This window comes from Pontimicrobium sp. MEBiC06410, assembly GCF_053601615.1.
In genome coordinates this window covers 172,134-192,353 of record NZ_JBSHNT010000147.1, presented here as the reverse complement: position 1 = coordinate 192,353, position 20,220 = coordinate 172,134, and the positions used below count along the sequence as shown (strand labels likewise).

Annotated in this window: 16 protein-coding genes and 1 tRNA gene; 12 read left to right on the top strand and 5 right to left on the bottom strand. The window is 31.0% G+C overall.

Annotated features, from left to right (window positions below; translation table 11 throughout):
* Nucleotides 1-13: 13 nt before the first annotated feature.
* Together ACVC08_RS08230 and ACVC08_RS08225 are read right to left on the bottom strand one after the other, a co-directional pair.
* Nucleotides 14-87: transfer RNA gene (locus ACVC08_RS08230), tRNA-Arg, on the bottom strand.
* Between the two features lie 150 nt (nucleotides 88-237).
* Nucleotides 238-390 carry an SsrA-binding protein gene (locus ACVC08_RS08225; protein ID WP_452597987.1) on the bottom strand — a complete coding sequence of 51 codons (153 nt, stop codon included), beginning with the start codon at nucleotides 388-390 and terminating at the stop codon, nucleotides 238-240.
* A gap of 584 nt (nucleotides 391-974) precedes the next feature.
* Here ACVC08_RS08225 and ACVC08_RS08220 point away from each other — a divergent pair.
* Entirely contained in the window at nucleotides 975-2,996 is a 2,022-nt protein-coding gene (locus ACVC08_RS08220; protein WP_452601684.1) for an endonuclease, read from the top strand.
* Between the two features lie 60 nt (nucleotides 2,997-3,056).
* Here ACVC08_RS08220 and ACVC08_RS08215 read toward each other — a convergent pair whose 3' ends face one another.
* Entirely contained in the window at nucleotides 3,057-4,919 is a 1,863-nt protein-coding gene (locus ACVC08_RS08215) for a M56 family metallopeptidase (protein WP_452601683.1), read from the bottom strand.
* A 2-nt stretch (nucleotides 4,920-4,921) separates the two neighbouring features.
* A complete protein-coding gene (locus ACVC08_RS08210; RefSeq protein ID WP_452597694.1) occupies nucleotides 4,922-5,281 on the bottom strand; it encodes a BlaI/MecI/CopY family transcriptional regulator in 360 nt (119 codons plus the stop codon).
* A gap of 189 nt (nucleotides 5,282-5,470) precedes the next feature.
* Here ACVC08_RS08210 and ACVC08_RS08205 point away from each other — a divergent pair, with 189 nt between their 5' ends.
* The gene (locus tag ACVC08_RS08205) at nucleotides 5,471-6,412 is read left to right on the top strand and encodes a calcium/sodium antiporter (RefSeq protein WP_452597693.1); all 942 of its coding nucleotides are present in this window, start codon (nucleotides 5,471-5,473) and stop codon (nucleotides 6,410-6,412) included.
* Nucleotides 6,413-6,512: 100 nt separating this feature from the next.
* On the opposite strand, the gene ACVC08_RS08200 is transcribed toward ACVC08_RS08205, so the two are convergent.
* Nucleotides 6,513-7,529, bottom strand: coding sequence for a glutamine synthetase beta-grasp domain-containing protein (locus ACVC08_RS08200; RefSeq protein ID WP_452597692.1), 1,017 nt, complete (start codon nucleotides 7,527-7,529; stop codon nucleotides 6,513-6,515).
* A 192-nt stretch (nucleotides 7,530-7,721) separates the two neighbouring features.
* Between ACVC08_RS08200 and ACVC08_RS08195 the strand changes: the two genes are divergently transcribed.
* The 10 genes from ACVC08_RS08195 (at nucleotide 7,722) to ACVC08_RS08150 (ending at nucleotide 19,989) form a co-directional block, all read left to right on the top strand.
* Nucleotides 7,722-9,908 (top strand): glutamine synthetase III family protein, encoded by a 2,187-nt coding sequence (locus ACVC08_RS08195; RefSeq protein ID WP_452601682.1) that lies wholly within the window; start codon nucleotides 7,722-7,724, stop codon nucleotides 9,906-9,908.
* A gap of 190 nt (nucleotides 9,909-10,098) precedes the next feature.
* A complete protein-coding gene (locus ACVC08_RS08190) occupies nucleotides 10,099-11,964 on the top strand; it encodes a hypothetical protein (RefSeq protein WP_452601681.1) in 1,866 nt (621 codons plus the stop codon).
* 158 nt (nucleotides 11,965-12,122) lie between these two features.
* Nucleotides 12,123-12,650: a hypothetical protein gene (locus ACVC08_RS08185; protein ID WP_452598801.1), complete on the top strand. Its 528-nt coding sequence runs from the start codon at nucleotides 12,123-12,125 to the stop codon at nucleotides 12,648-12,650.
* 3 nt (nucleotides 12,651-12,653) lie between these two features.
* Complete coding sequence (locus ACVC08_RS08180; RefSeq protein WP_452601680.1) at nucleotides 12,654-13,457, top strand: CsgE family curli-type amyloid fiber assembly protein; 804 nt, start codon at nucleotides 12,654-12,656, stop codon at nucleotides 13,455-13,457.
* A gap of 22 nt (nucleotides 13,458-13,479) precedes the next feature.
* On the top strand, nucleotides 13,480-13,881 hold the full coding sequence (locus ACVC08_RS08175; RefSeq protein ID WP_452598799.1) for a curli production assembly/transport component CsgF: 402 nt from the start codon (nucleotides 13,480-13,482) through the stop codon (nucleotides 13,879-13,881).
* Between the two features lie 19 nt (nucleotides 13,882-13,900).
* On the top strand, nucleotides 13,901-15,373 hold the full coding sequence (locus tag ACVC08_RS08170) for a CsgG/HfaB family protein (RefSeq protein ID WP_452601679.1): 1,473 nt from the start codon (nucleotides 13,901-13,903) through the stop codon (nucleotides 15,371-15,373).
* A gap of 28 nt (nucleotides 15,374-15,401) precedes the next feature.
* Nucleotides 15,402-16,889, top strand: a complete 1,488-nt coding sequence (locus ACVC08_RS08165; protein ID WP_452601678.1) for a carboxypeptidase regulatory-like domain-containing protein — start codon at nucleotides 15,402-15,404, stop codon at nucleotides 16,887-16,889.
* A gap of 104 nt (nucleotides 16,890-16,993) precedes the next feature.
* Entirely contained in the window at nucleotides 16,994-18,172 is a 1,179-nt protein-coding gene (locus tag ACVC08_RS08160) for an AIR synthase related protein (protein ID WP_452601677.1), read from the top strand.
* A 28-nt stretch (nucleotides 18,173-18,200) separates the two neighbouring features.
* Complete coding sequence (locus tag ACVC08_RS08155) at nucleotides 18,201-19,157, top strand: DUF3078 domain-containing protein (protein WP_452601676.1); 957 nt, start codon at nucleotides 18,201-18,203, stop codon at nucleotides 19,155-19,157.
* A gap of 133 nt (nucleotides 19,158-19,290) precedes the next feature.
* Nucleotides 19,291-19,989, top strand: a complete 699-nt coding sequence (locus ACVC08_RS08150) for a hypothetical protein (RefSeq protein WP_452601675.1) — start codon at nucleotides 19,291-19,293, stop codon at nucleotides 19,987-19,989.
* The last annotated feature ends 231 nt before the right edge of the window (nucleotides 19,990-20,220 follow it).

Sequence of the window (20,220 nt, the reverse complement as noted above, 5' to 3'; positions counted from 1 at the left end):
TTTTGTTTTTTTGTGACCATGGCAGGATTCAAACCTGCAACCTCTTGAGCCGTAATCAAGTGCGCTATTCAGTTGCGCCACATGGCCTTTTTTTGTGGGTGCAAATATATTTCTTTTTTATTGAATGTACCAAATAAAATGAGAATTTATTTTGCTTTTTTTAATTCAAGAATTTAATAAAAAGAAATATTGCTAATACTTGTTTTAATGTATAGAGTAATGTTTTTAGATTATAAATTAATCTAAAGCATTTTTTGTAACAAAAACTTTCCAACCAAAAATAGCCATTTGTAGTTTGCTGGCTTTACTTAAATCTAATCTTTGTTTAGTATAGCTAGGTAGAATGGCTTTATTAAGTTTAGCTAATACTTTAAATAACTGTTTTTTCATGTCTGTTATTCTATAAAAACAAAACCCATTCATAAAGAGTTTATTGCTTTTTCATTTCTCAAAACTATTATTTAATTACCGGTTTGCCAAATAGTGTTTAGAGATTTTTAAAAATGATAAAACTTATTCTAGACTAAGTTTTACATTTTATGTAAGTCTTAAAGAAGTATCCATAAGATAATATCAATAATTAGTTTGGCAAGTGCGATCATAAGTTTTATAGTTTAAAAGGTTAATAACAACTACAACCATTTTTAATGATTGTTCAGCCAATATATATTTTTGGGAATCTATTATCCAAATGAAATTAACAGAATTAATGAATTTAAATTTACATTTATAACTAAAAAAATATAAAAGGTTTTAATTTAAAACACTATTTGCTTTATTAGTGTTTAAATATGTAGTTTAAAACAGCTTTTATTGTTTTATATTATAACAATTACAGGGGTTTTTTTGATGTGTTTTTAATTTACAAGGGAAATTTGATTTTAAAAAAACACTAAAAATGAGGTTTGATTTTTTTTTGTAAAAAAAATCTATAAAAACGATTTGTTAAAAAAGAGGGACTTATAGATAAAAAAATGCTCACTATAGTAATGTTACGTACCTTTGCAAAAAGTGTAAATGATATGAGAAGTATAATTATTATAATTGCAGTACTAATTTGTAATCAATTAAGTACTGCCCAAGTTGTTATTAACGAATTAGATTGCGATACCCCAGGCACAGATACTTTAGAGTTTATAGAATTAAAAACTCCATCTGCAAATACAAGCTTAGATGGATATGTTTTAGTACTATTTAATGGCTCATCAAGTGGCATGGACTCTAGTTACTATGCTAAGGATTTAGACGGAACCACAACAGATGAAAATGGATTGTTAGTATTAGGTAGCACTACACTAACACCATTTCCTCAAGTACTAATACCAAGTAATATAATACAACAAGGAGCAGATGCAGTAGCTATATATCAAGCAGACGATACAGATTTTCCAGATGGAACTCTAGCGACAACTACAAACTTAATAGATGCATTGGTTTATGAAACAGGAGATCCAGAAGATGTGACATTGCAAACCTTGTTAGGAGAAACGTTTCAAATAGATGAAAACTTAAACGGTAACAAAACAACAGAATCTATACAGTTAAATAATGATGGAACAAGCTATGCAGTAACAACACCAACACCAAGACAATTAAACGATGGTTCAGGAGTAGTATTCAACCCTATAACCATATCTACCACACAAACACAGTATGGAGAAGGAGAGACGTTTAATATAACCTTTACAGCAGAAACTAATGTAACCGCAGATGCTACTTTTAGTTTTACGCTTAACAACTTTGGTTTTACTACTGCAGACTATACAGGAAATACAACCGTTACTATATTAAGCGGACAAAACTCGGTAACTACAAGTATAACATTAGTAGACGATACGTTTAATGAAGGAGATGAAGAATTGGTTATTAAATTTTCTAATTTATCTTCACCATACATTCCGTTTAATAACTTTATAACTATAAGAGCTGTAGATAACGATTTTATCGTTGCCCCATACGGAACTCCATTAAACCCCACATACGGTACAGTTGCTAGTACACAACCAAACGGATATTATGATCCTATAAATGGATTATCGGGCACAGCCTTAAAAGAGGCATTGCAGGGTATTATAGCAGATCCAGCAACGGTAAGAGCACAAACTTATGCCGATGTTATAAACATTTTAAAAGAGGCAGATGTTAACCCAAATAACAGTAATCAAGTATGGTTAGTATATACAGAACAAGGACGTGCAAAGTTAGATATACAAACAGGAGGAAGTAATTTTGGAAAATGGAATAGAGAACATACATTTCCTAGATCGCGAGGCGGCTTTAATGATATAGAAGGCGATGAAATTGCAGATGGTATAAATACATTTTGGGCAACAAAAGCAGATTCGTTGCGTCATGCAAATTCAGACGCTCATGCATTACGAGCTGCAGATGGACCAGAGAATAGTAATAGAAGTAATAAACACTATGGAGGAACAGGATATAACGGGCCAACAGGAACAGCAGGAAGTTTTAAAGGCGATGTAGCAAGAAGCGTTTTGTTTTTAGACGTTAGATATAATGGTTTAGATATTGTTAACGGGTTCCCTACAACAACAGGAAATGGAGAGCTAGGAGACTTAGCGACCTTATTAGATTGGCACAGAAACGACCCGCCAGACGATTACGAAATGAACAGAAATAATGTGGTATACACTTGGCAATTTAATAGAAACCCATTTATAGATAACCCAGATTTAGTAGAATATATTTGGGGGAATAATGTAGGAGATACTTGGAATAATTCGTTAAGCATAGATGATTTTGAGAAGGAAACAGTAAAACTATACCCTAATCCTTTAACTGCAGACAATAATTTACATATTTCAGGAATTAATGGAACATACAAAGTTTCTGTCTTTTCTTCAGAAGGAAGGCTACTTCAAACTAAAACACTTAAAAATAATTCATATTTAAAACTAAACTTATCTAGTGGATTGTATTTGGCAAAAATTCAAGTTGAAGGAAAAACACTAACGAGGAAAATTATTATTAAATAAAAAAAGCTCGAATACTTGTATTCGAGCTTTTAAGTCTTTATTAAAATATATAACTATAATTTACTTCGTTTTAATAATGATTACCCCATTTTTAGCTTTTTCACCATGTAATTTAATCGCGCTTTCACCTTTTAAAATATTTACACTCTTTATCGTTTTTGGAATAATAGATGATAGTTCCTCTTTAGTAATTTCTTTACCATCTTTAATATAAATAGGATCTTTTAGGTTTTTACCTGTGTTAAAAATTATCTTGTTATCGTCTTGGTTTAAGTCTATAATAATATTTTCATCTTCCTTATTTTTATCTTGTTTCCAAGTATTAATCACTTTAGTTCCATTAACGATGTTTTCCTTCTCAACAATAATAATGTCTTCATTGTTATTGTCATTATTTTCATTGGAATAAACAAAAGTATTACCTTCTTTTACTTTGCTTGATTTGTTTTTTTCTTTAAAAATAACTTCTACATTTTCATTGTTATCTTTAGAAGTGTATACATAAACACTATTAGTATTCTTTTTTAGTTTATAATTATTAGGACTAATATCTGTATTAAACTTAATAATACTTTTACTAGGGTTGCCTTTTACAATAACTTCCACATCTTCATCTTTATTATTGCTATTTTTTTTCTTTTTATAAGTATAAGATGTGTGCTTTTCATCACTATCACCATTATGGTCGTCGTCACCAGATAAGATAAATACATTATCATTAGGAGAGCCTTTTACTATAAAAGAATGATTCTCTACTTTTGCAAAGCCAACCTCTCCGCTGCTAGAATTATAATAAAACTTAAAAGCTTTTATTGGTTTTTGCCCAGATACATTATAATTACCTTTATTATTTTCTGGTGTTTTAAAAGAGGCTTTAATTGCGATAATTTCCCCTTTATTATTTCGTTTAATACCTTTAAACTTTAAATCAACATCTAGGTTATAAAATTGTCTTTTTGCATTTTCAAAATCTTCTTTACTAAAATCTTTAGTAATAATTACGGCTTCTATATCTTCTAACGTCTTTACAATAGAAGAAACATTAGCGGTTTTAGAGGGAGTTACAGTAGTGGTATAAATTTCTTTAGTGTTAAAGCTCATTAAAAATAGAGCTAACAAAGGAAGTATTAAAGCATACTTCCATAGATTTAATGGTTTAGATTTTGATTTGTGTAACATAATGATTCGTTTTTTGATTAATGAATTGTAAAAATTGTTAACTAATGCCATCTGATTAGGAGATAACACTGTTTTTAATAATAAAGTTTGATAACTTTTAGTATCAGTTATTTTTTGTTGAGTATTACTATCTGCAATGAATTCTAAATTTTGTTGTAAAGATTTGTTGTAGAGCCAAATAAATGGATTGAACCAAAATAAGATAGCTGTTATTTTAGTAATTAAAATATCTATAGAATGGTATTGTTTTGCATGTACTTTTTCATGAAGAATAATATGTTCTAACTCCGTTACACTAAAATGATTAGGGTTGTAAACAATATACTTAAAAAACGAAAAAGGAGAATGATCTTTTTTAGTCTCTACATAAGTATAGTTTCCTTTTTTAATACTCTTATTTTGTATTAAAATATGGAGTAAGCCAGCGAATTCTATCATAAATTTAATAGAGAATATAACAATACCAGTAAGGTAAATCCATTGAAATAATAGAAAAAAGTTAAACGAATTTTCAGAAAAATTACTGATTGGTGTTTCATTTTCTGTGGTAATAAAATTAAACTCGTTTAATTCTGGGGCTGCTATGTAAATTGGTATAACTATAGAAGGAATAATCAAAGCAGTTGCTAAACCAGCAAGTAAGAAATAACGATTAGATTCAAAAAAAGTTTCTTTCTGTAAAAGAAGTTTATAACACAAATAGAATAATATAACTATAGCATTAGCCTTTAATAAATAATCCATAATTAATCTTTCTTTTCAATTAAATTAATAATCTCTTTAAGCTCCTCTACGCTAATCTTTTCTTCTTTAGCAAAAAAGGATACCATATTTTTGTAAGAGTTATTAAAGTAGTTTTCTATAGCAGTAGACATAAAGCGTTTTCTGTAGCTTTCCTTTTCAATTATAGGGTAGTATTGATGCGTTTTACCATAAGCATTGTAGCTTACATAACCTTTGTCTACCAGATTCCGAATCATTGTAGATAAAGTATTATAATGTGGTTTGTCTTCTTTTATTTCTGCCATGACATCTTTTACAAAAGCCTTTTCAAGCTTCCATAAAATGTGCATAATGGCTTCTTCTTTATTTGTTAACTTTTGCATCGCTATAATATTTTACAGTTTGAATAGTACTATAATTGAAATTGATTCTGAAACAAACATATAACTGTTTTTTTAGTTATACAACTGTTTTTATAGTTTTTTAACTAAAAAAGTAGTTTTAGGTTAAAAAAAGAAACTCACAAAACGTTAATTTGAAATGTTGTAGTATATTCGCTCAAAAAGTATAGAATGGATTTTTTATTAATAATAGGAGGCTTGGTGACATTGATTTTAGGAGGAAACTGGCTTTTGAAATCTGCTGTAGCCTTATCATTAAAATTAGAAATACCAAAGATTGTTATTGGTATGACGGTAGTCTCTTTTGCAACCTCTGCGCCAGAACTTATAGTTAGTGTAAATGCTGCCTTAAGTGGATCTTCAGACTTAGCACTAGGAAATGTTATAGGCTCTAATATTGCAAATTTAGGCTTGGTGCTTGGTATTACTTTGTTGTTATCTAAAATAGATGTAGAGAAAAGTTTTTATAAAACAGACTGGCCAGTAATGATGATTGCTTCTCTAGCTTTATACTTTTTTATAATAGGAGATAAAGCAATCGTAGCACACGAAGGCTTAATACTATTTGTATTACTATTGGTTTTCTTAATTTACTTATTACGATTCCAAAAAACAGCAGTAGTAGATGAAATGCCAGAGGACGATGAGCCATTACCGTTATATAAAATTGTTTTATTTTTAGTTTTAGGAGGTGTGAGTTTATGGGGTGGATCAGAATTGCTAATAAAAGGTGCAGTGGCTATGGCTCAAGACTTTGGAATTAGCGAACGTATTATTGGAGTTACAGTAGTGTCAATAGGAACAAGTATTCCAGAACTAGCAGCTTCAGTAATAGCCATTCTTAAAAAAGAAAAAGGGATTTCTTTAGGGAATTTAATTGGATCTAATATTTTTAATATTCTAGCCGTTTTAGGTATTACAGCTATGATTACACCAATAAAAGTAGGGCCACAAGGAGAAGGATTACTTACAAACGATATTTTCTGGATGTTAGGAATTTCATTTATAATATTACCATTAGTATTCGTACCAAGCCGTATGCGATTAAACTGGAAAGATGGATTAATATTACTAGCAGGCTATGTAGCATTTGTATACATAACCTTAAAATAGAAACCTATTTATGTAATAAATAATAGGTTTATTATAAAAGCATAAAAAAGCGTTATCAAATTTGATAACGCTTTTTTTATAGATTTAACAAATACTAAGTTTAATTAATATTTGCAGACTTTACTGTTTTTATAATACGTCCAGCAACTTTGTATGGATCTGCGTTAGATGCAGGTCTACGGTCTTCTAACCAACCTTTCCAGCCTTTTTCTACTGTAATAATAGGAATACGAATAGAAGCTCCTCTATCTGAAACACCATAACTAAAATCGTTAATAGATGCTGTTTCATGCTTTCCAGTTAAACGCTGGTCGTTAAACTCACCATAAACTTCAATGTGTTCTTTAACCACTGGTCTAAAAGCTTCACATATTTTTTCATAAGTTTCTTTGCTACCACAAGTACGTAATGTTGTGTTCGAGAAGTTTGCGTGCATACCAGAACCATTCCAATCAGTATCACCTAATGGTTTAGGGTGGTACTCAATATAATAACCATATTTTTCGGTTAAACGATCTAATAAGTATCGTGCAATCCAGATTTCGTCTCCAGCAATCTTAGCCCCTTTTGCAAATAATTGGAACTCCCATTGCCCAGAAGCTACTTCTTGATTTATTCCTTCAAAATTTAATCCAGCATCAATGCATAAATCTGCATGCTCTTCAACTAAATTTCTACCATGTGTATTTCTTCCACCAACAGAGCAGTAGTACATACCTTGTGGAGCAGGATAACCACCAACAGGGAAGCCTAAAGGAAGTAATGTTTTTCTGTCCATTATAAAATATTCTTGCTCAAAACCAAACCAAAAGTCATTATCATTATCGTCTATAGTAGCTCTTCCATTAGATACATGAGGAGTTCCATCTGCGTTTAAAACCTCTGTCATTACTAAATAACCATCCCTTCTTGCCGGATCTGGATATATAGCAACTGGTTTTAGTAAACAATCAGAATCACCACCTACGGCTTGTCTTGTAGAACTTCCATCGAAAGACCAGATAGGACAGTCTTCTAATTTTCCACTAAAGTTTTCTTCAACTTTAGTTTTACTTCTCATGTTTTGTGTTGGTTTATAACCATCCAACCAAATGTACTCTAATTTAGACTTACTCATAATTATTGTAAAAAATGTTAATTAATACGTTGCAAATATAAATATATTTTAAACACCCCATTAAAAAAGGAGGTAAAAAATAATAAAATATTTTATTGTTGAATTTAAACCCTATTTTTTAGGGGGTGTAATTTAATTTTGTTTAAAAATAGACTCAAAACACTATCTTTGTAAAAAAATAAGAGTTAATTTATGGCTACATTACGATTTTTTGCGATTAAAGAAACATTAAATAGGACTCCATTAAAAATTACTGAAACGAAACGACGTTCAGAATTATTTGGAAATAATGTTTATAATAAAGCTAAAATGCAACAAACACTTACAAAAGATGCTTTTGAAAGTGTTACTAATGCAATTGAAAAAGGATCGAAAATTGAAAGAAGCATAGCAAACCAAATTGCGTCTTCTATGAAAGATTGGGCTTTGTCTAAAGGCGTTACACATTATACTCATTGGTTTCAGCCATTAACAGGAGCAACTGCAGAAAAGCATGACGCCTTTTTTGAAACCATGGGAGAAGGGCATGCTATAGAACGATTTGGAGGAAGTCAACTAGTGCAACAAGAGCCAGATGCTTCAAGTTTTCCTCACGGAGGCATAAGAAATACCTTTGAAGCGCGTGGTTACACAGCATGGGATCCTACATCGCCAGCATTTGTATACGGGACTACACTATGTATACCAACAGTATTTGTATCGTATACAGGAGAAGCGTTGGATTATAAAACCCCTTTATTAAGAGCATTACAAGCTATAGATACAGCAGCAGTAGCAGTTTGTAAGTATTTTGATAAAAATGTAAAAAAAGTAAATGCCTCTTTAGGTTGGGAACAAGAATACTTTTTAATAGACAGTGCATTAGTATCCTCTAGACCAGATGTTTTATTAACAGGACGCACCTTACTAGGGCATGCCTCTGCAAAAGGACAGCAGTTGGACGATCATTATTTCGGAACCATCCCTAATCGAGCTATGGCATATATGAGAGATTTAGAGACAGAGTGTATGTTATTAGGGATTCCTGTAAAAACAAGACACAATGAAGTAGCGCCTAATCAATTTGAATTAGCGCCCATATACGAAGAAGCTAATTTGGCCGTAGACCATAATGCATTGCTAATGGATGTTATGGATAAAGTTGCAGAACGCCATAGTTTTAAAGTGTTATTTCATGAAAAACCATTTAAAGGAATAAACGGGTCTGGTAAACATAATAATTGGAGTTTAAGTACAGATACTGGAGTCAATTTATTAAGCCCAGGGAAAACCCCAATGAGTAACCTTCAGTTTTTAACCTTTTTTATAAATACAATAAAAGCTGTAAATGATAATGAAGAGTTGTTACGAGCAACAATTGCATCAGCAAGTAACGATCATAGATTGGGGGCTAACGAAGCACCGCCAGCAATAATCTCTGTATTTATTGGCGATCAATTAACCAAAGTTTTAAATGAACTAGAAAATGTAACAACAGGTAAACTATCGCCACAAGAAAAAACAGATTTAAAGTTAAATGTAGTAGGGAAAATTCCAGAAATATTATTAGATAATACCGATAGAAATAGAACATCTCCTTTTGCATTTACAGGAAATAAATTTGAATTTAGAGCAGTTGGATCTAGAGCTAATTGCGCTAACCCAATGACTCTATTAAACTCTATAGTAGCAAAACAATTAATAGAATTTAAAACTGAAGTAGATACGCTTATAGAAAAAAAGGATATGAAAAAGGACGATGCTGTCTTTAACATATTACGAGAATATATTAAAAAATCTAAAACTATTTTATTTGAAGGCAATGGTTATGGAGAGGCCTGGGAAAAAGAAGCAAAAAAACGAGGTTTGAGTAATAATAAAAATACGCCAGAAGCCTTACAAGCAAAAATTTCTAAAAAAGCGATTAAACTATATGAAGATTTAGGAGTAATGAACTCTGTGGAAATACAAGCACGATACGAAATTGAAATGGAAGATTATATCATGCGAGTACAAATTGAAGGTCGTGTTTTGGGAGACATTGCAAGAAACCATATTGTACCTACAGCAATTAAGTATCAAAACATACTAGTAGAAAATGTAAAAGGACTTAAAGATATCTATGGAGAAGACTATAAACAGGTAGGAAAAGCACAGTTAGAACTTATAGAAGAAATATCTTCTCATATCTTAAAAATTAATGATACAGTTACAAAAATGACTGAAATTCGTAAAAAAGCAAACCTAATAAATGACGTAAGTGTCAAAGCAACAGAATATTGCGAAAAAGTGAAGCCGCTATTCGAAGAGATACGATATCATTGCGATAAGCTAGAACTACTGGTAGATGATGAGTTATGGCCGTTAACCAAGTATAGAGAATTATTGTTCACTAAATAACATTTAAGCCGATAAAAAAATACTTTTGTCGGCTTTTTTTTGCCTAGATTTTTAATTGTAGTAAAAGGATTACGTTTTAATGTATTTTGACGAGCTTTGTGTAAAAATCGTCGAAAACATCGACGAAGTGTATTTAACTTTTAAGGTTCTGGATATATATTAGAGACTATTAATTAATAATCCAATTCAAATGAAAAAACTAATCTTAAGCGCAGCTGCGCTAATGTGTGGAACAGTAATGTTCGCACAAATGAACAACAGCGATGTAACTCAAAATGGAAGCATGAATGCTTCAACTGTTTCTCAAACAGGAATGACAAATGACTCAGATGTAGATCAATGGGGAGATTCAAACACAAACACAGTAACGCAAGATGGCGTTAGTAATGATTCAGATGTAGATTCAAGAGGGGATAATAATACATCTGTAGCAACACAAATTGGAAATGATAACGAGTCTGATATCCATCAAGGATTTGGAACTGGAGCAGGACCAAACGATGGTAATGTTAGTACCGTAGATCAAACAGGTAATAACAATGATGCTCACAACGATCAGTATGGGGATGCTGGTGGTTCTGATGATAATACCTCTAGTCAGTCACAAACAGGAAACGATAACGATTCTTTTGTAGATCAAATTGGAGATAACAATATTTCAGATGTAGACCAAACAGGCAATAACAATGACTCTTTTGTCGGGCAGTATGGAGATGTAAATGATTCGGATGTAGACCAAACAGGGGATGATAATGATTCAGATGTTAATCAAATTGGAGACAATAACCAATCTGTAGTAAGACAAGTTGGTAACAATAACGAATCTGATGTTACACAAACAGGAAACGGAAACGATTCAGAAGTTAGGCAAGGTACTGTTGGCGATAATAACGTAAGTGATGTAGATCAAACAGGAGATGCTAACTTTTCTTTTGCATGGCAAGATGGAAACGATAACGTTGCAGATTTAGATCAAACAGGTAATGATAATTACTCTTATGTAGACCAATGGGGACACCAAAATAATAGTACTACAGATCAACAAGGAAACAATAACTATTCAGATGTAAGACAAGGTTATGATGGATCTGGACAAGATCATGTAAGTTCGGTAGTGCAAGTTGGAGATGATAACTTCTCTGATGTAGACCAAAGAAATGGTAACGGAAACCTTTCAGATGTTACACAAACAGGAAACTTAAACACTAATGATGTAAACCAAAGCGGAAATACAAATGAAGCGTTAGTAATTCAAACAGGAGATGAAAATGATGCAGATATAGACCAGTTTGGAGATGATAATTTCGCAGGAATTAATCAACAAGGAAACCGTAACATTAGCGATGAAACGCAAACAGGAAACGATAATTATGCTGGAAATGGACAATTTGGTGAAGATAACGTATCAGACATGGACCAAACAGGAGATACAAACTTTAGTGTAGCATCTCAAACAGGAAACTTTAATAATAGTGATACAGATCAAATAGGAAACAATAACGGAAGTGGAGTATTACAATTAGGAGATAATAATATAGCAGTTACTTATCAAGAAGGAAACGCTAATGGATCTACAACAATTCAGCAAGGAAACGATAATGAGTCTTACGTTTCTCAAATAGGAAATAATAACGGGCAATTTACAAGCCAAGCAGGAAATGCTAATGACTCTTTTGTTGATCAAATTGGAGATTTAAATAATAGTACTACAATACAAGTAGGAAACACTAATATGTCCGATGTAGATCAAACAGGAACTAATAATGGTAGTACAGTAACACAAACAGGTGATACTAATGGTTCTTCTGTTGTGCAAGATGGTAATTTTAATACAAGTGCAGTAAGCCAAACAGGAACATTAAACCTATCTACAGTAACACAAACAGGAGACTTAAATGTAAGTACAGTAGATCAAGATGGCGTAAGTCACTCAAGTTTAGTTAATCAGTTAGGAAACAGTAATATAAGTACAGTAGACCAAAATGGGACAGCGCATACCAGTACGGTAAACCAAATTGGTAACGGAAACATGTCTTCTGTAACTCAAAATGACTAAAACTATGTATTAATTATTAGTTTTAATTATAAAATTAGTATAAGAGCATTTTTAGAGGTGCTCTTATGCTTTTTTAATAAAATAATGAAAATATTGTTTAATTTTTTTATCTTTAGTTACTGTAATTCAGTGCTTTTGATGAAATAAAAGAGTGAAACATGAAAACTATAATTAAAATTGTTTTAGTGATATTGTTTGTTTCAATAAGTAACTATACTACAGCTCAAACATATAAAAATAATACAAAAGACGCCACTTTATCTGGGTTTAAAAATAAAGAAGCGCAACAAAATTTTTTACTTAATCAAGAAACTGTAAAAACAGCAGAAGCATATACAGTATCAAACGAAAATGCAGTTTTTATTTCGCAAATAGGAGATAATAATAAAATTAGTTCTAATACAACGTCAAATAGTAGTGATGTTAATTTTTTTCAGGTTGGAAATTCAAATATTGCAACAGTAAATATTAAAAGTGATGTTATAAAGGAATCTATTTTTCAATTAGGTAATAATCATTCCGTTCTAGATGTTAATGTATTTAAAAATGCATCACATACTATAGAAGTAAATCAAAGAGGAAATAACCAGAACTTAACACTTTTTGGAGGTAATTCTATTTCAGAGAAACTTAAGGTTTCCATGCAGGGGCAAAACCAAACTATAATTGTAAGAAATTATAATTAAAAAATGAAAATTAAAATAAGGGTGTTATGCAGTAAGGAAATACTATTGTTGTTAAGCCTGTTTTTATGTTCGTTACAAGGCTTTACTCAAAAACGCTATAACGAAAATGTAGAAGCTAAAATACAGTTTGATAAAAATAATGAGTTTATAAAAATTACAGGAACAGCATTTAATAAAACAGAACTTAATAAGAGTTTAAGGTATAAATTGTCTGTTATAAAAACGAATTCAAAAAACTCAAATCGATCAAAAAATGACCAGAATGGACGTATCGTTTTAAAACCAAACGAAAAAAAAGAGTTAGCAACAACCACAATTAATGCTAATGAAGACGATAGGATTATTTTATTGCTATTAATTTATAATCTAAATGATAAAATTATAGGACAAGATAGAGTTGTATTAAACGAAACAGATAACACCACTACAGTGTCCAAACAAAAAATAATTAAAGCACTAGAAAAAGAATCTAAAGATGTAGACGATGGCTCTAAAGACGGAGTAGAGCTTAGGGGGATTGTTGTAGAAGACACTAAAACAAAACCAGGGAGAGATTTTTATAGATTATTTTATGCATTATACTCTAGAAATAATATTAACGGGAGTAACATTGTAACCATAAAAGAAGTTTTAGCAATTGGCTCTAACACTAAAATAGAAGTTATTGTTGGAGACCAAATAATATTCTCATTTTTTGTAAGACCAAGAAACAATTATTTGGTAAAAATGAATGATGTAGCAATAAAAAAAGTGTATGTTCATTTTAAAACATTAGAGAAAGAATCTAAAACAATAAAACGCTATTAATAACCAACTAAACTATAAATAAATGAAAAAACTAACACTGCTTGCTTTGGCATTAATAAGTTATTGTGGATTTAGTCAACAATTAACTTATGAGCCAATAAACCCAGCTTTTGGAGGCGATACATTTAATTACACTTGGCTTTTAAATTCGGCCAATGCCCAAAATAGTTTTACAGATCCAGATGCAACATCACGTAATGCAGATGAGTCAGAATTAGAGCAATTTTCAGAGAATTTAAATAGGCAATTGCTAGGGCAACTGTCTAGAACGCTATTTAATACGCAATTAGGAGAAGGTTTGCAAGAAGGCACATTTACTTTTGGAACGTTGTCATTGGAAATCTATGAATCTGCAGAAGGATTAGTTGTAGATATTTTAGATACAAATACAGGAGAGCAAACTCAAATAATAGTCCCTAACTAATTAACTAATTGAAAATAATATGAAATGTACTCGTAAATCTATTTACGCTGTTGTTTTGTTTTTTATTCTAACGAGTTGTGGAACCTATTTTAACCAACCCATAACCCAACAAAAAGCAAGATTAGGAGAAAATACCGAAGTAACAAAAACACTAAAAGAATTTCCGTTACCTCAAAAACCAGTAGTTGCTGGTGTTTATAATTTTAAAGACCAAACAGGGCAATACAAAGCCGTAGAAAACGGAAGTACATTTAGTACAGCCGTATCTCAAGGAGCAACAACAATATTAATAAAAGCCCTAGAGGACTCTAAATGGTTTACACCAATAGAGAGAGAAAATTTAGGAAATCTTTTAAACGAAAGAAACATTATTCGCTCTACCAGAGATGAATATAGAAAAAATAAAAATCCTAATGAGCCACAATTACCACCGTTATTATATGCAGGAATATTGTTAGAAGGCGGGGTTATCTCTTACGATACAAATATAGTAACAGGAGGAGCCGGTGCTCGATATTTCGGGATAGGGACTTCAACTCAATATAGGCAAGATCGTATTACAGTATATTTAAGAGCAGTATCTACATCTAGCGGAAAGATTTTAAAAACCGTTTATGTCTCTAAAACTATTTTATCTCAAGCAGTATCAGCCAATTTATTTAAGTATGTAAATTTTCAACGACTACTAGAAGCTGAGGTTGGATTTACAAAAAATGAACCTGTACAATTAGCATTAAAAGAATCTATAGAAAAAGCAGTAGAATCTCTTATTATAGAAGGTATAGCAGCAAACCTATGGAGCCCTCAATTAAACGAGCAAGAAACAAAAGAGTTAATAGACGCCTATAAAGAAGAACAAGATGAAGCAAACTCAACAGCATTATACGACCGATATTTAAAAGAGCGTAGAGGTACAGTGGCAGCAACAGGAGCTTTGGGTGTTACATTAATAGATGGTGATTTACCAAACCCACAACCAGAGTTTAATAGTCGAGTAGGTCTAAAATATTTTTTAACCCCAAGCTTGAATACAAATTTCACTTATTATAAATATAATCTTGAAAATAAAGAATTGTTAAACGAAGGCTTCATGTCTTTCGATTTTAATCTAGAATATAACATCTTACCTTATGATGAGTTTACACCATTTCTTTATGCAGGAGGTGGTGTTAATGCAGCTAATTATTTTACCTCTGTAGACCCTAAAATACAAGCAGGGTTGGGAGTAGAGTATTTAATAACTAATAACTTAGGAATACAATTATTTGTTGATTATAACTATGTGTTTAGTGATGAGTTAGATTTTGTAGAAGCAGGGAAACGTGATGATACCTTTTATAGAGCAGGATTTGGAGTGAACTATTACTTTTCTAAAAGAAAAAATAAAAAATTAGATGAAGGGAAGTTGAAAGAGTTAGAAGCAAAGCGAGAATTAAAAGCTTTAAAGAAAAAAAATAGAGCTAATAAAAAAAAACGCAAAAACTTAAATTAAAGGATAAGCCTAATAAAAATTGAAAACGATGAAAACTAATATAACATACATTTGTCTGTCTCTATTTCTGCTGCTATGCTTTAATTGTAGCGAAGACAAAATAACGATAACTGGAAAAGGCGGAATTTCAGGAAAGGCCGTTACAGTTGGAAATAATGAGCCTTTAGATAATGTAAAAATAAGTACAAGTCCTAGTACTAGTATTGTGTTTACAGATGCCAATGGGAATTTTTCAATCCCAAATATAGAAACACAAAGTTATTCCATACAGGCCGAAAAACAAGGGTTTTTAACGGAGTTCGAATCGGTAACGGTAACAGAAGAAAATAACTCTACTGTTATTTTTGAGTTAGATGTAGAAACAGCAAATAACGATGCTCCAGATGCACCAACTTTAATTAGCCCAGCAGATAATACAGTAAATGCCGAAATAGCAGTAACTTTAACATGGTCTGGTAGCGATCCTGAAAACGATACTTTAACCTATATCTTAAAGCTATTAAACGACCAAAATTCCGATGTATTAGAGTTTACAGATATAACAGAGGAAACCTACATGGTGTCTGGATTACAATATGGTACTAAATATTTCTGGCAAGTCTCAGCTTCAGATGGTATTAATGAACCTATTTTAAGCGAAGTATATAATTTTAAAACAGTACAATACCCAGATAATAGAATCTTTTTTACTAGAAAAATTAATGGCAATAATGTTATTTTTTCTTCAGATGAAGCTGGTAACGAGTTTCAATTAACATCATCATCATCTAATAGTTGGAGGCCTAGAAAAGCAAATACAATAGATAAAATAGCGTTTTTAAGATCTAATGGAGGAGAAACACACATTTACACTATGGATTTAGATGGTACAAGCGTATTTCAAGTAACCAATACTGTAAGTGTAACAGGCTTTAATCTAGAGGAAATAGATTTTTCATGGAAAAGTAACGATACACAAATACTATACCCTAGTTTCGATAAATTATATCAAATAACAACAACAGGAGCTTCATTGTCTCAAATACACCAAACAGCAAATGGTAACTTTGTTACCGAAGTAGATTGGAACGAAAACACATCTAAAATAGCTGTAAAAACTAATAATAATGATGGATATAATGTAGAAATATATACAATAAATACTTTGGGTGTTATTCAAGAAACGATATTAACAGGCACGCCTGGAGCAGCAGGAGGATTAGACTTTTCTTTTGATGGAAATACATTACTATACACTAGAGATGTTTCTGAAAATGAAAACACAGAGTATAGACAGCTTAATACAAATATGTTTATTTATAACATAACCTCTACAGTAAATACTAATGTATCTATAAATAAAGCAGGAGGAACTAACGATTTAGATGCACGTTTTTCACCTAACGAAGCCAAACTTATTTTTGTAAATACATCAAATGATGGAGTGTCTCAAAAAAATATGCAAATTTTAGATATAGGTATAATAGATTCTAGAACAACTATAGTAGAAGATGCAAAGATGCCAGATTGGAAATAGTTAAATAACAATGTGCCATTCTGGGATATAAAATATGAGTAAAAGCATGCAATTAATTTGTGTGCTTTTTTTTTATAAATATATTTGCACAACAACATAATATTATGAGCTCAGAAATAAGTAAACGTTATAGTCAAAGAGGTGTGTCTGCATCTAAAGAAGATGTGCATAATGCAATAAAAAATATAGACAAAGGCTTGTTTCCAAAAGCGTTTTGTAAAATAGTTCCAGACTATTTAACTAACGATGAAGATTACTGTTTAATTATGCATGCAGATGGAGCAGGAACAAAAAGTGCTTTGGCGTATATGTATTGGAAAGAAACAGGAGATATTTCTGTCTGGAAAGGTATAGCGCAAGATGCTCTTATAATGAATATTGATGACTTACTTTGTGTAGGAGCTACAGATAATATTATGCTATCCTCTACCATAGGGAGAAATAAAAACTTAATAACAGGAGAAGTCCTTTCTGCTATAATTAATGGAACCGAAGAATTAATAGAAGAACTTAAAGGTTTTGGAGTAACCATACATTCTACAGGAGGAGAAACAGCAGACGTAGGCGACTTAGTAAGAACAATAATAGTAGACTCTACAGTTACTGCAAGAATGAAACGTAGCGATGTTATAGATAATGCAAATATAAAAGCAGGAGATGTTATTGTTGGTTTAGAAAGCTTTGGTCAAGCCACTTACGAAAAAGAATATAATGGAGGCATGGGAAGTAATGGATTAACTTCTGCACGACATGATGTTTTTAATAACTATTTAGTAGAAAAATATCCAGAAAGTTTTGATGCCGCAGTACCAAAAGAGTTAGTGTATTCTGGAGATGTGAAATTAACAGATGCAGTTGAAAATGCTCCACTAGACGCTGGTAAACTAGTACTATCGCCAACAAGAACCTATGCGCCAATAATTAAAGATATTTTATCTAAATATAATAGTGATACTATTCATGGAATGGTACACTGCTCTGGAGGAGCGCAAACAAAAATCTTACATTTTGTAGATAATTTACACATTGTAAAAGACAATTTATTTCCAGTGCCACCATTATTTAAATTAATACAAGAACAATCTAAAACCGATTGGAAAGAAATGTATCAAGTATTTAATTGTGGACATAGAATGGAACTATACGTAACTCCAGAAGTTGCAGAAGAAATTATTTCTATCTCTAGACGTTACAATGTAAACGCTCAAATAATAGGAGAAGTAAAAGCTTCAGAAACAAAACAATTAACTATTAAAAGTGAGTTCGGAGAATTTAACTATTAACCTTTTTTAAATATATTTATATAGTCTAATGAGAAATGCTATATGTCTTTTGTTGCTTTTATGTGCAAATGTAGCAACGACACAAACAGATTCCTTAACTGTAAAAAACGATACCCTAGAAATAAAAAAACCTTGGGTTCAAAAAAATAAAGTAAACTTAGATGTAAATGAAGTAGCCTTTGTAAATTGGAACTCGGGAGGTGTTAACTCAGTTTCAGCTTTGTTAGGTGTGTTATCTTCCTTAAAGCATGAAAAAGAAGGGTTAATATGGAATAATACTATTTCTGGACGCTATGGCATTAATAAGCAACAAGCTCAAGATGTTAGAAAAACTGACGATTTAATAGAGATAAACTCTAGTTTAGGCTATAAAAAAGATACCCTTACAAACTGGTATTATACAGCTAAATTTAATTTTAAATCGCAATTTTCAAATGGATATAGTTATCCTAATCAATCTAAACCTATTTCTAAATTTATGGCGCCAGGCTATTTGTTTTTTGGTACAGGAATGGAATACGGTAGAGATATAGAAACGTTTTCTTTTTACTTTTCGCCATTAACTGTAAAAGGAACCTTTGTGTTAGATGATGACTTGGCAAATGCAGGAGCTTTTGGTGTAGAATCTGCTGTTGTAAATGATAACGGAGATATTATAAAAGAGGGAGAAAAAGTTAGAACAGAAGTAGGAATATTAATAACGAATGCCTACGAGACTGTTATTTTTGAAAACATAGCCTTAAAAAATGCATTAAGCCTTTATACAGATTACTTTAATAGCTTTGGAAATGTAGATGTTAATTGGGAAATTAACCTAGATTTTAAAGTTAATGCCTATGTAAAAGCAACTTTAGGATCTCATTTAAAATACGATAACGATACCAAAACTCAAGTTGAAATTGACAATGGTGAAGAATTAGCAGAAGAAGGTGCTAAGGTGCAATGGAAACAACAAATTGGGATTGGCGTTACTTTAGACTTTTAAAATAAAAAAGTAGTAAACTACTTTTTTTGTTCTTATCTATTCGTTAAGTAGCATTAGATTAGTAATTATTAAAAATAATTGCTAGATTAGAGAATATTCTTACTTTTTGTATGTTGTATTCTGAAGCTACCTAATGAATTTAAAAAAAATAATTCCTATACTCGCATTAGTATTAGTTATTTATAACTGCGTAGGTATTTATTCTTTTAACTTAGAGTATACAAGAGTAATTAAATTAATAAGTACTCTTGTCCTCTTTATTGTATTCCTATTATTTAAAGGCTATAAAAAAAGAAACTTTTTAGTAGCATACATATGTTTTGTAATGGCAGATGGATTTATGCTTTTTTATGAAGAATTTTTCTTTGACAAGCTTACATTACTCATGATTGGGGTGGCCTATATAAGCATTTCCATTTATGTTTATCCCAAAATAAATTTCTTAAGTTTAAATAAGTATGTTATACTAGTACTACTTTTTTTAGTCATTATAAACCTATACTTGTATTTCGAAATATTAAACTTAATTAATATAGCGCATAAAAATATACTGCAAAATATAGTTATGGTTGTATTTGGAATAAGTGTAGTAACTATGGGGCTTTTTGCAAGTATTTATAATTATAAATACAATTCCATCCAATCAGTATACTATATTCTGTTCGTTTTTATGCTTATTTTAAGCATGATATTTAATGCTATTGCATATTACGGAGGTGTAAAAATATTTTTTTACCTTAATAGATCGTTTCATGTTTTAGCATTATCTACAATGTTATTGTATTGTATATTGCCGTTTAAAAAAGAATATAGAGGAGGACAAATTAAATAAATCCTTTAATTAAAAGTAAAAACGAACAAGTTATAAAGCAATCTAAAATATATAAAACAGTAATTAATTTAAAATTAGAAACACCTACCATTTTATAAAACTTCAACTTTTTACGCACTCTGGTATCGTTAATTAAAAACCAGAATAAAACCATTAAAAATAACTTTGTTAATAAAGCAAGAATAAGTTCTGGACCCACTATAGTTAATATAATAGTAACCAAAAAAGACC

What these genes read in the sequence shown, in the direction of transcription:
- ACVC08_RS08225 (WP_452597987.1), bottom strand. Translation starts at nt 390, where the DNA reads ATGAAAAAACAGTTATTTAAAGTATTAGCTAAACTTAATAAAGCCATT.
- ACVC08_RS08220 (WP_452601684.1), top strand. Translation starts at nt 975, where the DNA reads ATGCTCACTATAGTAATGTTACGTACCTTTGCAAAAAGTGTAAATGAT.
- ACVC08_RS08215 (WP_452601683.1), bottom strand. Translation starts at nt 4,919, where the DNA reads ATGGATTATTTATTAAAGGCTAATGCTATAGTTATATTATTCTATTTG.
- ACVC08_RS08210 (WP_452597694.1), bottom strand. Translation starts at nt 5,281, where the DNA reads ATGCAAAAGTTAACAAATAAAGAAGAAGCCATTATGCACATTTTATGG.
- ACVC08_RS08205 (WP_452597693.1), top strand. Translation starts at nt 5,471, where the DNA reads ATGGATTTTTTATTAATAATAGGAGGCTTGGTGACATTGATTTTAGGA.
- ACVC08_RS08200 (WP_452597692.1), bottom strand. Translation starts at nt 7,529, where the DNA reads ATGAGTAAGTCTAAATTAGAGTACATTTGGTTGGATGGTTATAAACCA.
- ACVC08_RS08195 (WP_452601682.1), top strand. Translation starts at nt 7,722, where the DNA reads ATGGCTACATTACGATTTTTTGCGATTAAAGAAACATTAAATAGGACT.
- ACVC08_RS08190 (WP_452601681.1), top strand. Translation starts at nt 10,099, where the DNA reads ATGAAAAAACTAATCTTAAGCGCAGCTGCGCTAATGTGTGGAACAGTA.
- ACVC08_RS08185 (WP_452598801.1), top strand. Translation starts at nt 12,123, where the DNA reads ATGAAAACTATAATTAAAATTGTTTTAGTGATATTGTTTGTTTCAATA.
- ACVC08_RS08180 (WP_452601680.1), top strand. Translation starts at nt 12,654, where the DNA reads ATGAAAATTAAAATAAGGGTGTTATGCAGTAAGGAAATACTATTGTTG.
- ACVC08_RS08175 (WP_452598799.1), top strand. Translation starts at nt 13,480, where the DNA reads ATGAAAAAACTAACACTGCTTGCTTTGGCATTAATAAGTTATTGTGGA.
- ACVC08_RS08170 (WP_452601679.1), top strand. Translation starts at nt 13,901, where the DNA reads ATGAAATGTACTCGTAAATCTATTTACGCTGTTGTTTTGTTTTTTATT.
- ACVC08_RS08165 (WP_452601678.1), top strand. Translation starts at nt 15,402, where the DNA reads ATGAAAACTAATATAACATACATTTGTCTGTCTCTATTTCTGCTGCTA.
- ACVC08_RS08160 (WP_452601677.1), top strand. Translation starts at nt 16,994, where the DNA reads ATGAGCTCAGAAATAAGTAAACGTTATAGTCAAAGAGGTGTGTCTGCA.
- ACVC08_RS08155 (WP_452601676.1), top strand. Translation starts at nt 18,201, where the DNA reads ATGAGAAATGCTATATGTCTTTTGTTGCTTTTATGTGCAAATGTAGCA.
- ACVC08_RS08150 (WP_452601675.1), top strand. Translation starts at nt 19,291, where the DNA reads ATGAATTTAAAAAAAATAATTCCTATACTCGCATTAGTATTAGTTATT.